We start from the raw sequence: 14,675 nt of genomic DNA, 5'->3' as shown, positions 1-14,675 counted from the left end.
AGTTACCTGCGGTTCGCGGCAATGCTTCGGTGCGCTCCTCCATCGGACGCGGCCGCGGTCAGCCCGTAAACTTCGTTATTGCAGGCTCAACTTATGAATCGCTGAGTATTGCACGCGACCGCATATTAGCCGCGGCAAGCGAAAATCCCGGTCTCGTCAATATGGATTCCGATTATAAGGAAACCAAACCCCAAATGGAGATTCAGGTCGATACGGCCCGCGCGGGCGACCTTGGCATCTCAGTGGCGGAAGTCAGCCAGGCGCTACAAACGCTTTTAGGTTCTCGCCGCGTATCGACCTATTTGGATCGCGGCGAAGAATATCGCGTCATCGTGCAAGCCGATGCTGCGGATCGCGCCACCGCCGAAAATCTTGCTGCAATCCAGCTTCGAACGCGAGACGGGTCATTGGTATCGCTCGCCAACTTGATAAAATACACCGAGACCGCAGGCGCACGTGATTTGGGTCGCTTCAACAAGCTGCGGGCAATCACGCTTCAGGGCGGGCTGGCGCCGGGTTATTCCATGGGCGAGGCTTTGGCCTTTTTGGAAGAGCAAGCCGCTGCATCCCCAGAGGTTCTGGCGGTTGGGTATCGCGGTGAAAGTCAGGCCTTCAAAGAAACAGGCGGTTCAATCATGCTTGTATTCATCCTGACCATCCTTCTTGTGTATCTCGTGCTCGCCGCACAGTTTGAAAGCTTCGTTCACCCAGTCACCATCATTATGACGGTACCATTGGCGGTCGGGGGTGGCATCATTGGCCTTGCCCTCACCGGAATGACGTTGAACCTCTATAGCCAAATTGGCATTGTGATGCTGGTCGGCTTGGCAGCGAAGAACGGCATCTTAATCGTCGAATTTGCCAACCAGTTACGCGACGAGGGCTTGGAAATACTCGAGGCCATTCAGCAAGCTGCTGCTCGGCGTTTGCGGCCAATCCTGATGACCTCCATCGCGACCGTATTCGGCGCTATTCCATTGGCGATTGCTGGTGGTGCCGGCGGAGCGGCGCGGTCGGCCATTGGGGTAGTGATCGTCTTTGGCGTGACGCTTGCGACGCTCATCACGCTCGTGCTTATCCCCCTCATTTATGCGCGGCTTGCCAAATATACCGGCTCCCCCGAGGCGACATCACGCCGCTTGGAACAGGAAATGAAAACGCAAGAAGCGCCATTGCCTTAGTCTGCGGTGCGGAAAAAGATTTTTTATAAATTTACGTTACTTTTGAAAATGTTATTTATATCTACGACCCTAGAGCAGGCCAAAAATGCAGGGGCCGTGGATGTACAAGAATTTGGTAATTTTCGGAACGCGGCCCGAGGCCGTTAAGCTGTTCCCGGTGATAAGTGCGCTGTCGCAATATCCAGATATGCACACCCAAGTTCTGGTCAGCGGGCAACATCGGCACATGCTGGACCAAGTGCTATCGATCAGCGGCATCGTACCAGATTATGACCTTGATATCATGCGCCCAGAACAATCACTCGACACGCTCACGGCGCGCCTGCTGCAAACAATTGGGGTGGTTCTGGACAGCGCGAAGCCCGATCGCGTCATCGTTCAGGGCGATACCGTAACAGCCATGGTCGGCGCGCTAGCCGCTTATCATCGCAAAATCCCAGTGAGCCACATCGAGGCGGGATTGCGCAGCCATGATATTTACCAGCCATGGCCCGAAGAGGTGAATCGGAGGATCATCGGTAGTATTGCCCATCAGCATTTTGCCCCGACCGAGATGTCCGCCGCCGCTCTCCGCGCAGAATCCATTCCCGCCGATCACGTCTTTGTCACCGGTAACACCGTGATTGATGCGCTGCATTGGATCTTGAAGAAAATCGCCCACGATCCGTCGCTCATTAGCTGCCTTGCCCCGCTGGAGGCGCGGTTTCGCGGTCGTAAAATCATTGGAATTACCGCCCACCGCCGGGAAAATTTTGGTGCGGGCATGGCGAACATCGCGGCTGCAATAAAAGCCATTGCCGTACGCGACGATGTGGCCTGTATTTTCCCTGTCCATATGAACCCGAAAGTCCGTACGGTCATGAATGCCACTTTGGGGGACTTACCCAATGTCGCCATGATTGAACCGCTGGATTATCCATGCTTTGCGCGGCTATTGTCCATCAGCCATATCATGCTGACCGACAGCGGCGGTGTTCAAGAGGAAGCGCCCGCGCTTGGCAAACCGGTATTGGTCCTGCGCGAGACCACCGAACGCCCCGAAAGCGTCGCCACAGGGATAGCGAAGCTCATCGGGACAGATACACAGCGGATCATTCGCGAAATTTCGACTCTTTTGGACGATGACGCCGCTTATGCCGCGATGGCCCGTGGGCGATATTCCTTTGGCGATGGGCATGCGAGCGAGCGAATAGCAGAGATCATCTCGAACGCGCGTTGACAAAGGCCCTAAGGTGTCGCGCCAACGCGCAGATTTGATTGATTTTTCTGGCCTAGCTCCGAAACCAAGTGTCCCAAGACTTGTTCCTTTGCGGATAACATCATAAGGCGCACTCATTCGGATGCCGCCTTTAAGAGAGACAATTTATGAAAATTGCTATGATCGGCTCGGGCTATGTCGGCCTTGTTTCTGGAGCGTGCTTTGCCGATTTCGGCCATGAAGTTGTCTGCGTGGACAAGGACGAATCCAAAATCGCCCGCCTGCATGCCAACATCATGCCGATTTACGAGCCCGGCCTTGACGCGCTTGTGAAATCCAATGTCGATGCAGGCCGGTTAAGCTTTTCAACGGATGTTACCGAAGCGGTCAAAGGGTGTGATGCGGTTTTCATCGCCGTGGGGACGCCTTCGCGTCGTGGTGATGGCCATGCGGACTTGAGCTATGTCTATGCTGCTGCAGAAGAATTGGCACGCGCGATCGACCCGTACACCGTTGTTGTCACAAAATCGACCGTTCCAGTAGGCACTGGTGACGAAGTCGAGCGGATCATCCGCGAAACAAGCCCTGATCTGGACTTTGCGGTGGTATCCAACCCCGAATTCTTGCGCGAAGGCGCAGCGATTGGGGACTTTAAGCGTCCAGACCGTATTGTCGTCGGCAGCGATGTCGAATGGGCCCGCAATGTCATGCGCGCTGTGTACCGTCCGCTCTTCCTCAATGAATCGCCCTTGTTATTCACCAGCCGCCGTTCGTCGGAGTTGATCAAATATGCAGCGAACGCATTTTTGGCGACGAAGATTACTTTCATCAATGAAATGGCCGACCTTTGCGAAAAACTGGGCGCAAACGTGCAAGACGTGTCGCGCGGCATTGGCCTTGATAACCGCATCGGGTCGAAGTTTCTGCATGCCGGCCCCGGCTATGGCGGCAGTTGTTTTCCAAAGGACACTCTCGCGCTCCTCAAGACCGCGCAGGACCATGAAACACCCGTTCGGATAGTCGAGGCGGTCGTGCAGGCAAACGACCTTAGAAAGCGTGCTATGGGCCGCAAAATCATCACCGCGCTGGGTGGCGATGTGCGCGGCCTGAAGATTGGCCTGCTTGGCCTGACGTTTAAGCCCAACACTGACGATATGCGTGACGCACCGTCGATTGCGATTGTACAAACCCTGCTTGACGCCGGCGCGATCGTCCACGCGCATGACCCCGAAGGTATGGAGGAAGCTGCAAAGATTCTGCCCGATGTGGTGATGACTGATAGCGCCTACAGCGCGGCGCAAGGTGCGCATGCCGTTGCCTTGGTGACCGAATGGGACGCCTATCGTGCGTTGGACCTCAAAAAGCTGCATGCCGCGATGGCGGGCGACGTGCTTGTCGACCTGCGCAACATCTACCGCCCTGAAGATACAATCGCAGCAGGGTTCAATTATGTGAGCGTCGGGCGCTGATATAAACTTTACGCTGCTTCAGTTTACCTGCCGCTCAAAACCAGTCCAATATGGCGCGCGCAGGTCCTTGCGCAGGATTTTGCCCGACGCATTGCGCGGCAACGCCGCAATGATGTCAACGGAACGTGGCACCTTAAAACCTGCAATGCGTTCGCGCGTCCAGCCAATGACGCTTTCGGCATCAATATGTGCGCCTGGTTTGGGAACGCATACCGCCTTCACCGCCTCCCCCCATTTGGCGTCCGGCACGCCAATCACTGCGACCTCCAATATGTCAGGATGTCCGTAAATCGCGCTTTCGACTTCAGCGGGATAAACATTTTCGCCGCCCGTGATGATCATGTCTTTTACGCGGTCGTGGATATACATATATCCGTCTTCATCCAGATACCCAGCATCACCGGTCTTAATCCAGCCGCCATCAGCAACCGTGCCCTTTGTGGCGTCGGGTAAGTTCCAATAGCCGATCATATTGTTCGACGACCGCGTCCAAATCTCACCCACTTCACCCACCGGAACGTCGTTCCCTGCAATATCCACCACGCGCAATTCGACGCCAGGCAGTGGCTTACCGGCCGAACGCATGCGTTTGTTGCCATTGGGATCATGGTCCTCGGGCGGCAGCATGCAGATGGTGCCTGTGGTTTCCGTCATGCCATAGACCTGGATGAATTCAGCACTGAATACGTCCATGCATTGACGCAGAAGTTCGAGTGGAATGGGCGCTGCCCCGTAGAGGATATATTTAAGACGGCTATAATCTACGTTGCGGCAACGCGGGTGGTTGACCATCATCTGCAAAGCGGCAGGGACGATGAAAAGCCGGGTTGCTCCGCCTTTTTCAATAGCATCAAAGACGCCATCCGGCGAGAACTCCGCCTGTACGAGCGCGGGCAGGCCTGACGCCATGGCCATGATCCCCAGTCCGGTTCCGCCAATATGCGCGCAGGGCATGGCGATGAGAACGACTTCATCATCGTCCCATTTACTATAGGCATGCGCCTCTTCGGCAGCATTTTTGCGCAGCGCGAACAGGTTCCGGTTGGAAAGCACCGCTCCTTTGGGATTACCCGTTGTCCCGGAGGTGTAGAGTTGCAGCACGGCGTCGTCAGGGCCAGCAGGTTCAAACGCGGTGCGGGCCGTCGCGTCAATCATATCGCGCGCTTCTTCTTCGGGTATGACCCGATCAACACCAGCTATGTCGCGGGCCAATGCGTGTACACCCGCCTCAAACCCCTGCCCAGCAAAGAGTATGCGTGCGCCGGTGTCTTTGGCGATATAGGCCCATTCGGCAGGCGCAAGACGCCATCCGACGGGCACCGTCACTACGCCAATCCGCGCTGCGCCGTAAAAAAGCGCAAAGTATAAATCGCTATTTTTGCCAATCCAGGCAATCCGGTCGCCCTTTTTTAGCCCTAACCCAAGGAGCATCGCGACGATCTTCGCGGTGCGCTCCTCCAACTGGCCATAAGTGAAATGGTGGTTATCTTGCGAAAGCGCCGCCCAGTCCGGCCGTTCCACCGCCCAATGCGCTAAAAAACCATCAAAGCTCAGTATGTCGTAGCTGGCAACGGCCATATCATTCTCTCCTAGCACTGGCCATTTTTTCGCAGAGGCCTGATGCCATGTTTCGTGAGATTATGGCGGCCTGTCAATATTGTGATTTACCCACGGCTAAGCGCGGAAAATCAACGACAGATTGTTCGCAGGCATGGCGATGACTGGGTCAAGGCGCAACCCAAATTTGTGGGCTTCTTCTGCAATATCCTCGACATAGCGCAGGCCCCATTCGGCATTTTGTTGCCGCAAAGAAGCATCAAAGGCGGCATTGCTCTCGGCCAGCGGGACATCGCGTTGCTTGTAGGGTCCGTAAATGAAAAGCACGGCAGACGGCGGCAAAAGGCGCGCGACGTTGCGTAGTAGACCAACGGTGGCCGCCCAAGGACTGATATGCGTCATGTTGATGCAGACGACCGCGTCCGCCTGCGCTACCGGCCAATCCGCTGACGCGTCCAGCAGCATTGCGGGCCGCATATTCGGCACGTTGGAATCCGCACGCCACGCGTTGATCGACGCAAGCGCGATGGGGTCCGGGTCGCTTGGCTGCCATGTGAGTGCAGGAAACAGCTTTGCAAAATGCACAGCATGCTCGCCGGTCCCGCTCGCCACTTCCAACACAAGGCCTTCTGTCGGCAGCACACGGGCCAAGGTTTCCGCAATCACATCACGGTTGCGCTCCGTCGCTGGCGCGTGGCGTTTTACCTCCGCGCCAGCTTCAAAGACAAACGGCTGCGGTCCACTCATTCTGCCGCAACCGCCTGTTCGGGCTCACGCCAAACCAACACGGGCTTTCGCGCAGCTTGGGTTTCATCCAGACGGCGACGCGGCGCATGATGCGGCGCGGACTTGAGCGACGGATCACCCGCCTTGGCCCGCTCCGCAACATTGCGCAGTGCACCGATAAACTGGTCCAGCGTCGCCTTGCTCTCGGTCTCCGTCGGTTCCACCAACATCGCGCCATGCACGACAAGCGGGAAATATACCGTCATCGGATGATAGCCTTCATCGATCAGGCCCTTTGCAATGTCGAGCGTGGAGAAGCCTTCGGCCATGCCGTTATCGCTGAACAATGCCTCATGCATGCAAGGGCCGCTGTGCGCAAACGGCGCTTCAAGCACGTCTTGTAAGCTGCGCAAGATATAATTGGCGTTCAACACCGCATCTTCCGACACTTGCCGCAGGCCATCTGCGCCATGCGACATGATGTAGGACAAAGCGCGCGTAAACATGCCCATTTGGCCGTGAAAGGCGACCATGCGGCCAAAGCTGTCCGGATGGCATGCATCTGCTGTTTCTTCTTCGACCAACCGATACTGATCTTTATCCCGCGTGACGAAGGGCAATGGCGCGTAAGGGGCTAATGCTTCGGACAAGACCACTGGCCCGGAACCCGGCCCGCCGCCACCATGCGGCGTGGAGAATGTCTTGTGCAGGTTGATGTGCATGGCATCGACGCCCAAATCGCCGGGGCGGACGCGCCCCACAATGGCGTTGAAGTTCGCGCCGTCGCAATAGACATAGCCACCGGCCGCATGCACCGCGTCCGAAATTTCGCGCATATCCCGCTCGAAAAGACCGCAGGTGTTGGGGTTGGTAATCATGACACCCGCAACATCGGGACCAAGGCGCGCCTTTAATGCAGCTAGATCCACGCGGCCTTCCGATGTCGCCGGAATATTCTCGACCGCATAACCTGCAAAGGCCGCCGTCGCCGGATTGGTGCCATGCGCGCTTTCGGGGCAAAGGATAACCGAACGCGCATCACCGCGCGCGGTCAACGCCGCACGAATGGCAAGGATGCCACACAATTCGCCATGCGCCCCTGCCTTGGGCGACATCGCCACGGCCTTCATGCCCGTCAATGTAATCAGCCAATGCGCCAGTTCGTGAATGACCGCCAATGCACCTTGGACGGTCTCGACTGGCTGCAACGGATGGACATCGGCAAAGCCCGCCATGCGCGCGACCTTTTCATTCAGGCGCGGATTGTGCTTCATCGTGCAGCTTCCCAGCGGGAAGAAACCCAGATCAATCGCATAATTCTGACGGCTCAGGCGCGTATAATGACGGACCGTCTCAGGCTCCGACAGGCCGGGAAGGCCAATGTCGCGGTGCCGTTCCAGATTGCCCAAGCGCGCGGCAACTTGCGGCGCATCGGCGAGATCAACGCCTGTTGTTCCAGCGGTGCCAATCTCGAAAATCAATGCCTCTTCCAGCATCAATGCCTTGTTGCCGGTATAGGTTGCAGGGGCGGTGTCGCCGGCATTGCCCATTTCAGGCTTCCATCCGCTTTGGTTGATGCTGTTCATGCCAAAATCTCCTGCAATGCGGCGGCGAATGTTTCGACATCCTCTTGGGTGGCGGTCTCCGTGACGGCCACAAGCAGGCCGTTCGAAAGCGCATCTACATGGGGGTAAAGCCGCCCGAGCGATACACCACCAAGGATCTTTCGGTCAGCCAATGCGCGCACAACGGGTCGCGCGTCTGTGGGTAGCTTCAACGTGAATTCGTTGAAGAAGCTGTCATTGACCAATTCGACGCCAGCGATTTGGCTCAGCCGATCGGCCGCCTGCACCGCGAGCGCGTGGTTCAACTGCGCTAATCCGCGCAATCCTTTTTCGCCCAACAACGTCAGATGCACACTGAAGGCCAAGGCACAAAGGCCTGAATTTGTGCAGATATTGGACGTCGCCTTTTCACGGCGAATATGCTGTTCACGCGTCGACAGCGTCAGAACAAAGCCGCGCTTGCCTTCAGCGTCCACAGTCTCCCCGCATAAGCGACCGGGCATTTGGCGAACGAATTTTTCTTTGCACGCAAACAGGCCAACATAAGGCCCACCAAATTGCAGGCCGACGCCAAGCGACTGCCCTTCACCCACCACAATGTCCGCGCCCATTTCACCGGGCGCCTTAATCGCGCCCAAGGCAACGGGTTCGGTCACAACCGCGATCAGCAATGCGCCATGTTCATGCGCCTTGGCGGCGATGGCGGACAGGTCTTCAATCCGTCCCAATATGTCGGGATATTGCACCACGACGCAGCTTGTCTCGCCGTCAATGGCGGCCAGCAAACGCGCGCCGTCGGTCTGGGCGGACAGTTCCGGCAATATGGTGTCGAGCGTATCGCCGGTATATTGCGCCATGGTCTTGGCGACGCTGACATAATGCGGATGCAGCCCTGAAGACAGCAGTGCCTTTGTCCGCTTGGTAATGCGGCCCGCCATGCCAATGGCTTCCCAGCAAGCGGTCGAGCCGTCATACATCGACGCGTTGGCGACATCGCAGCCGAACAGCCGCGCAACCTGCGTCTGGAATTCAAACAGCATCTGCAACGTGCCCTGCGCGATTTCCGGCTGATAGGGCGTGTACGCCGTCAGGAACTCGCCGCGCTGGATGATGTGATCCACGCTTGCGGGCACATGATGCTTATACGCCCCTGCGCCCAAGAAGAACGGGTGATGCGACGCGGTCATATTTTGGCGCGCAAGTTGAGAAAAATGCCGCTCCACCGCCATTTCGCTGGCATGATTGGGAAGCCCGCGGATAGGCCCATCTAGGCGCGCTTGCGCAGGCACATCACAGAACAGATCATCAATCGATTTTGCCCCAATGACGCCGAGCATCGCTTGCCGGTCGGATGGGGTTAGCGGTAAATAACGCATGTCAATCTCCATAGCCCGCAGTGCGAGCAGAATGTCTTAAAGCCCGTCAACAAATGCCTGATATGCGGCGGCGTCCATGAGGCTATCGAGCTCGCTGATGTCGCTTAAGGTCAGCTTGAAAAACCAACCTTCCCCTTCGGGATCGCTATTGACCAAAGCGGGGTCGCCTTCCAAGGCGTCATTGCCTTCAATGACCGTGCCGCTGACGGGCGCGTAAACGTCGGATGCGGCCTTCACCGATTCCACGACGGCTGCATCGCCGCCTTTTTTAAGCGTTGCACCTGCCGCAGGGACTTCGGCAAACACGATGTCGCCCAATTGGCTTTGCGCATAATGCGTGATGCCGACTGTTGCGCTGTCGCCGTCAACGTCGATCCACTCATGATCTTCGGTGAAATAACGGGTCATGTGTTTGCTCCTTTGCGATGATAATGATGTGGGATGAAAGGTAGATTTGCGACCGTGACAGACACGCGTTTGCCGCGCACTTCGGCCTCAAGTGCGGTGCCAACGGCGTTATGGGCCGCAGCAACATAGCCCATGGCAATCGGCGCGCCGACGCTTGGGCCAAAGCCGCCAGAGGTAATGACACCCACTTGTGCTGCGCCTGCGAAAATCGGCGCGCCTTCACGGACCGGCATTTTGCCTTCGACCGACAGGCCAACCAGTCTGCGTGCGGGGCCATTGGCAAGCGCGTTCAGGATACGCGCGGACCCGGCAAAACCACCTTCGGCGCGGCGGCGTTTGGAGATGGCAAAGGCGGCATTGGCCTCCACCGGCTCCAGTTCAGGGTTCATGTCATGACCGTAGAGCGGCAAGCCAGCCTCAAGCCGCAACGAATCGCGTGCGCCAAGGCCGATGGGCTTAACCTCTGGCTGCGCGCACAATTGGTCCGCCAGTTTCTGTGCATGCGTGGCCGGAACGGAGATTTCAAAGCCATCTTCGCCCGTATAGCCTGAACGGCTGATCCAAAGCGGCTCAGGGTCGGTTTTGGGGCCCCAGAAGAATGACCCCGCCTCCATAAAATATAGCGCGTCAACGCCCGGCACGACGCGCTTCAACGCATCGACCGCCTTGGGCCCTTGCAGCGCCAATAATGCGCGGTCTTCCATATTGTTGATGGTGATTTCGTCGGGCAGATATTCGCGCAAATAGCCCATATCGTCCCACTTCACCGCGCCATTGACGACAACATACAGACCCATGGGAGCCGCCGTAATCATCATGTCGTCCAGCACGCCGCCATCTTCGGCCAGCAAGAGCGAATAGCGCATCTTGCCTTCTTTCAGTGCGGAGATATCGCCAGGCACCAGCGCTTCAAGCGCTTCGGCGGCACCGTCGCCGGTCAGCATCAATTGCCCCATATGGCTAACATCGAACAATCCGGCATTTTCGCGGGTCCAGATATGTTCGGCCATAATGCCTTCATATTGGATCGGCATTTGATAGCCCGCAAATTCGACCATGCGCGCGCCCTTGTCACGATGCCACGCGCCGAGCGGGAGTTCCAATATTTCGATGGGTTCGAGTTCGTATTCGTCTTCGTCGCTCATATCAGTCCGTTCAAGAGTTGCAGCAACCGACGCCGGATAGCGCCAAGTCTGCTGCCCCCTCTGTCACGGGTACCTGAGAGCTTTATCTGCGATATGCGCCCTTATATGGCGTATATGGCAGGTTACACCTTCGGTGGCGTATTTTGGCAAAAGGCCAAGACACGCGCTTTCCAGAGTGTCGCAAAAGCCGAAGCGGTCCTTTTGCCTGAGAGATTCCGGGGCGGTTGCTCCTTCGGCGGTCCCTATAAGGAACGCTCTCCCGCTTCGTCAGCGACGTTGCTCTATTGGCGGTAGCGTTTTGCAGTGTCAACCGGCGCGCGCGCGGATGGAATCATTTTCGTGGATAAAAACGCCTTCGTCGGGCGTATCTGCCAACGCTGCGATGGCCTGTGCCAATAAATGAGATGGCGTGGAGGCAAACCGCCGCATCGATCCAATCATCAACCTGTCGACCAAAGGCGACAATAAAATCCCTAAGGCCTCACCCGGACGGTGCGCGTCGCGCTTGCCACCCGTCAGCAGGCTTGGACGCATGATATCAAGGCGTTGAAAGCCAATGTTGCGAAGCCCCTGCTCCATCTCGGCCTTGGTTCTCAGGTAGAAATTGCTGCTGGCGGGTATCACGCCTACCGACGAGACAGTTATAAAATGCTGTGCTCCGGCTTTATGGCTGGCCTCGGCAAAGGCAAGCACGAGGTCGTGATCGACGGCCTTGAAAGCCGCACGCGACCCTGCGGTACGTATCGTCGTTCCCAAGCAGGAAATGGCGACGGCCGGCTTGATTCGCGCCACAATCGCTGGCCAATCATCGCTCGGCGCGACATGTTCATGCAAATTGGGCATTGATTGCGCGGACGGTCGACGCGACACCAAATGGACGTCATATCCGTTGCGGGCCATTTGATCCGCCACCTGTTTTCCGACCAAGCCAGAGCCACCGGCAATGATGATTTTCGATTTCACGCCGCGCTCCCGCAGTGTTGGCGGTGCCGGTCGGTGGCGTAACGATCCGTCATCCCCGCCAGAAAGTCACCGATATGGCGGGCGCGGGCGGGTTCTTGCTGGGGTAGATTCTCTTGCCATTCGGGTGGCAGCAGGCAAACATCGCTGCGATAGATCATAAACAGTTCGCGCACGATTTTCGATGCCTCCACCGCCGCTGCAGTCTGCGTGGGGTGATGGTACAGCTTTTGATACATGAATTTTTTGAGCCGCCGCTCCCGCAACGCCATATCGGGCGAAAATCCGCCAATCATGACGCCGGCATGGCGCACATCCTCTGCGTCTTTGATACCCAATTCGTGGATTCGCGCGCGCGTCGATGCAATCACATCATTGACCATCACGCCAATCTGCTCACGGGTCAGTTCGCCGATCAAGCGGCGTGGCCGCACGTCAGGATAGCGCGCCAATATCGCTTCCCAACGTTCCGCCACAAATGGCAACTCAAGCAATTGCTCCATGTCGAGCAGCCCTGCTCGGATGCCATCGTCAATGTCGTGATTGTCATAGGCGATATCGTCGCTGATCGCGGCGACCTGCGCCTCCAACGAAGGCCAATCGGTCAGATTTAAGTCAAATCCTGCGTTCACGTCGGCCAAGGCCCAACCGGGATTGGCCACTGGACCATTATGTTTGGCGAGCCCCTCCAGCAGTTCCCAGCTTAAGTTCAAGCCCGGCCATGACGGATAGGGCGATTCCAGCAGCGTCAATGTACGCAGCGTCTGCGCATTATGGTCGAAGCCGCCAAAGGGCTTCATCGCTTCTTCAAGCGCATCCTCGCCCGCATGGCCGAAGGGCGGATGGCCAATATCATGGGCCAGACACAAGGCCTCGGTCAAATCCTCATTCAAGCCCAGCGCGCGGGCAATCGTCCGGCCAATTTGCGCCACCTCAAGACTGTGGGTCAGGCGGACACGAAAATGGTCACCATCGGGGGAGATAAAAACCTGCGTCTTGTGACGCAGGCGACGAAACGCGATCGAATGAATGATACGGTCACGGTCCCGCTGAAAAATATCGCGTGGCCCGCGCACATCGCTTGACGGTTCGGCATGCAGCCGACCTCGGCTACGGTCAGGAAAGGAAGCATAAGGGGCAAGGTGCGACATGCCGCGCTTATGCCGCCAAGTGCCGCGAACCGGAAGCCGCTATTTTGTTTTCAACGGATTAACGACCTCGCCAACCTGGCTTTTCCACATAAATGCGTCACCACCAGCCTTTTTATAGTCGCCTTCCCATTTCTTCGCCGCTTTCAAGTCTGGAAACGGACCAACCAACAGCCGGTCCGTCCTACCCCATTCGGATGTGTATGGGCTTCGGCCTTTAAGCAAGGCCGAATATGTCTTGATGAGTTTGCGATAATCAAAGCCAAGAGCATTGGCGTTTCCTGTCGCAATCTGCACCCAGTAGCGCGCCGGATGGTCCCTTTCGGCTTTGGCTTTCGCGGCAATCTTGGGGTCAACCTTGGCAACCTTGACTAATTCTGCCGTCGCCTTGGGTGCCTGTGGTTTCAATGTTTTCAAATCGACTGCTACTTGCGAAGGCCGCTGTTCGCTTTCCGGAATATCAATGGCCTTCACAATAGCGCTCAGATCAAAGCTGCGGGAACCAACCGACGCCGCAGGCACGGTTTCAGGGGTTTGCGAGGCGATTGCGGCGGCCTGCGATATAGGGGGTGCATCGACGGCGGACACATCGGCCGTCGCCTTCGCTGCTGACGTTATGGCAGGCACGTTCGGCTGAGGCTCTGCGGCAACTATTGCCTTGGCCTGCGCCGGAAGTGGTGTGGGCGTCGGCGTGCTTGCCGGCCTTGGCAATGCTGCACGGCCCAATGGACGCGCGGTTTCAGGTACGGGCAGCGCATTATTGCTGACACTGGCAATCCGGGGGGTTTGCTTTTCCTCAATTTTGGCACGCGCGGTGGCAGTGCTCGGGCGGGACGTGCCTGTTTTGGCCAGCTTTTGTGCTTCGGGAATATTGGCGACTGCCACCTTAATTTCCGTCCGATCCTGCGCCTTTTGGTCACGTTTAACATCCGGCTTCGGGGTGTTTTTGCTGTCGCGCGCGAGCGTAGATTTTGGTCCAAGCGCAGCGCCAGATGGAATGAGGCGATTATCGCCGGAAACGACGGGTACCTGCGGTAGCGCCGCTGCAATTTGGCGAACTTGTTCACTGTCACGCCCGACCGATTGGCGCGTCGGGAAATGCCCCAAATGGATCGCCGCTGCCTTCTGCGCAGGCGTCAGCGAGGGCATCAGCCGGAAAAAACCTTCCATACGCAGCGCCGAACTTGCATCCATAAAGCCTTGTGCAACCCGCGACGATTCAAGCAGTTCCCCTCGGGCCGCCAGCATGAACGCCCGGGCACGCCATGCGCTTGCACTGTTGCGTTGCAGCAGCGGCACCAGCATTGCATCGGCAGCCTCTTTTTGTCCCGCCAAAGACAAGGACACCGATTGGCGGATAATGAGGTCATCCGAGGTGGACGCTGTCCGCGCCAATTTATAGTCCTGCTGCGCGCGGCCAAAATTACCCAACAGGTCGAAAGCTAATGCACGGTCCAGCGCAATTGAACGCTCACTCGCGCCAAGGCGGACGGCTTGATCAAACAAACGCAGTGCTTCGAACGGATTTTCCGTGCGCACGGTCGCCGTCGCCAAACCGGACACGATGCGGCTGTTCCCGGGGCGAAGCGCATTGGCACGCGTGAAGAAGTTTAAAGCGGCGTTAGCATCGCCCAAGGCAAGCGACGCATTGCCAGCATCGGCCATGGCGTCAGCATCAGAAGGATTAAAGGATATCCGGCGCATGGCTGCACGCAACTCGGCTGCACCAGCAGGCTCCGAACCTATCGGTGCAGCAGGCGTTGCCTGATCAAGCGCCTCAAGCGCGCTTTCATCAACGGCTTGCGCGAACACGCCGGATGATAAAGCGAGCGCACAGAATATCCCTGCACCACGTAACATTGTCACATTCATTCGCCCTTATTGGAATGTCGATGGCCGGACGCAAAGCATGTTTATGCAAAGCTCCGACAGACGGTTGCCT

Annotated in this window: 12 protein-coding genes and 1 riboswitch; of the genes, 3 read left to right on the top strand and 9 right to left on the bottom strand. The window is 57.3% G+C overall.

What is annotated here, in order from left to right; genetic code table 11:
- The 3 genes from ACILP3_RS07670 to ACILP3_RS07660 form a co-directional block, all read left to right on the top strand.
- On the top strand, positions 1-1,181 hold a 1,181-nt coding region (locus ACILP3_RS07670; protein WP_395616068.1), incomplete at its 5' end, for an efflux RND transporter permease subunit.
- A gap of 100 nt (positions 1,182-1,281) precedes the next feature.
- Complete coding sequence (gene wecB / locus ACILP3_RS07665) at positions 1,282-2,400, top strand: non-hydrolyzing UDP-N-acetylglucosamine 2-epimerase (RefSeq protein WP_395616067.1); 1,119 nt, start codon at positions 1,282-1,284, stop codon at positions 2,398-2,400.
- 146 nt (positions 2,401-2,546) lie between these two features.
- Positions 2,547-3,848 (top strand): UDP-glucose dehydrogenase family protein, encoded by a 1,302-nt coding sequence (locus ACILP3_RS07660; RefSeq protein ID WP_395616066.1) that lies wholly within the window; start codon positions 2,547-2,549, stop codon positions 3,846-3,848.
- An 18-nt stretch (positions 3,849-3,866) separates the two neighbouring features.
- Here the strand turns inward: ACILP3_RS07660 and ACILP3_RS07655 are convergent, their stop codons facing one another.
- The 9 genes from ACILP3_RS07655 to ACILP3_RS07615 form a co-directional block, all read right to left on the bottom strand.
- Positions 3,867-5,426, bottom strand: a complete 1,560-nt coding sequence (locus tag ACILP3_RS07655; protein WP_395616065.1) for a fatty acid--CoA ligase — start codon at positions 5,424-5,426, stop codon at positions 3,867-3,869.
- A 96-nt stretch (positions 5,427-5,522) separates the two neighbouring features.
- Entirely contained in the window at positions 5,523-6,152 is a 630-nt protein-coding gene (locus tag ACILP3_RS07650) for a DUF938 domain-containing protein (RefSeq protein ID WP_395616064.1), read from the bottom strand.
- On the bottom strand, positions 6,149-7,717 hold the full coding sequence (gene gcvPB, locus ACILP3_RS07645; protein ID WP_395616063.1) for an aminomethyl-transferring glycine dehydrogenase subunit GcvPB: 1,569 nt from the start codon (positions 7,715-7,717) through the stop codon (positions 6,149-6,151). Before gcvPB ends, ACILP3_RS07650 begins: the two co-directional genes overlap by 4 nt.
- Positions 7,714-9,072, bottom strand: a complete 1,359-nt coding sequence (gcvPA, locus tag ACILP3_RS07640) for an aminomethyl-transferring glycine dehydrogenase subunit GcvPA (RefSeq protein ID WP_395616062.1) — start codon at positions 9,070-9,072, stop codon at positions 7,714-7,716. Before gcvPA ends, gcvPB begins: the two co-directional genes overlap by 4 nt.
- 36 nt (positions 9,073-9,108) lie before the next feature.
- Positions 9,109-9,480 (bottom strand): glycine cleavage system protein GcvH, encoded by a 372-nt coding sequence (gene gcvH / locus ACILP3_RS07635; RefSeq protein WP_395616061.1) that lies wholly within the window; start codon positions 9,478-9,480, stop codon positions 9,109-9,111.
- Entirely contained in the window at positions 9,477-10,625 is a 1,149-nt protein-coding gene (gcvT, locus tag ACILP3_RS07630) for a glycine cleavage system aminomethyltransferase GcvT (RefSeq protein ID WP_395616060.1), read from the bottom strand. Before gcvT ends, gcvH begins: the two co-directional genes overlap by 4 nt.
- Positions 10,626-10,808: 183 nt before the next feature.
- A riboswitch (glycine riboswitch) is annotated at positions 10,809-10,897 on the bottom strand.
- Between the two features lie 34 nt (positions 10,898-10,931).
- Positions 10,932-11,588 (bottom strand): NAD-dependent epimerase/dehydratase family protein, encoded by a 657-nt coding sequence (locus tag ACILP3_RS07625; protein ID WP_395616059.1) that lies wholly within the window; start codon positions 11,586-11,588, stop codon positions 10,932-10,934.
- Positions 11,585-12,736: a deoxyguanosinetriphosphate triphosphohydrolase gene (locus ACILP3_RS07620; RefSeq protein WP_395616058.1), complete on the bottom strand. Its 1,152-nt coding sequence runs from the start codon at positions 12,734-12,736 to the stop codon at positions 11,585-11,587. Before ACILP3_RS07620 ends, ACILP3_RS07625 begins: the two co-directional genes overlap by 4 nt.
- 39 nt (positions 12,737-12,775) lie before the next feature.
- On the bottom strand, positions 12,776-14,599 hold the full coding sequence (locus tag ACILP3_RS07615; protein WP_395616057.1) for a hypothetical protein: 1,824 nt from the start codon (positions 14,597-14,599) through the stop codon (positions 12,776-12,778).
- Positions 14,600-14,675 lie beyond the last annotated feature (76 nt).

Source organism: Sphingorhabdus sp., assembly GCF_044239665.1.
Classification (GTDB): Bacteria; Pseudomonadota; Alphaproteobacteria; order Sphingomonadales; family Sphingomonadaceae; genus Sphingorhabdus_B.
The sequence above is the reverse complement of the archived record's forward strand: the minus strand, read 5'-3'. Positions and strand labels throughout refer to the sequence as shown.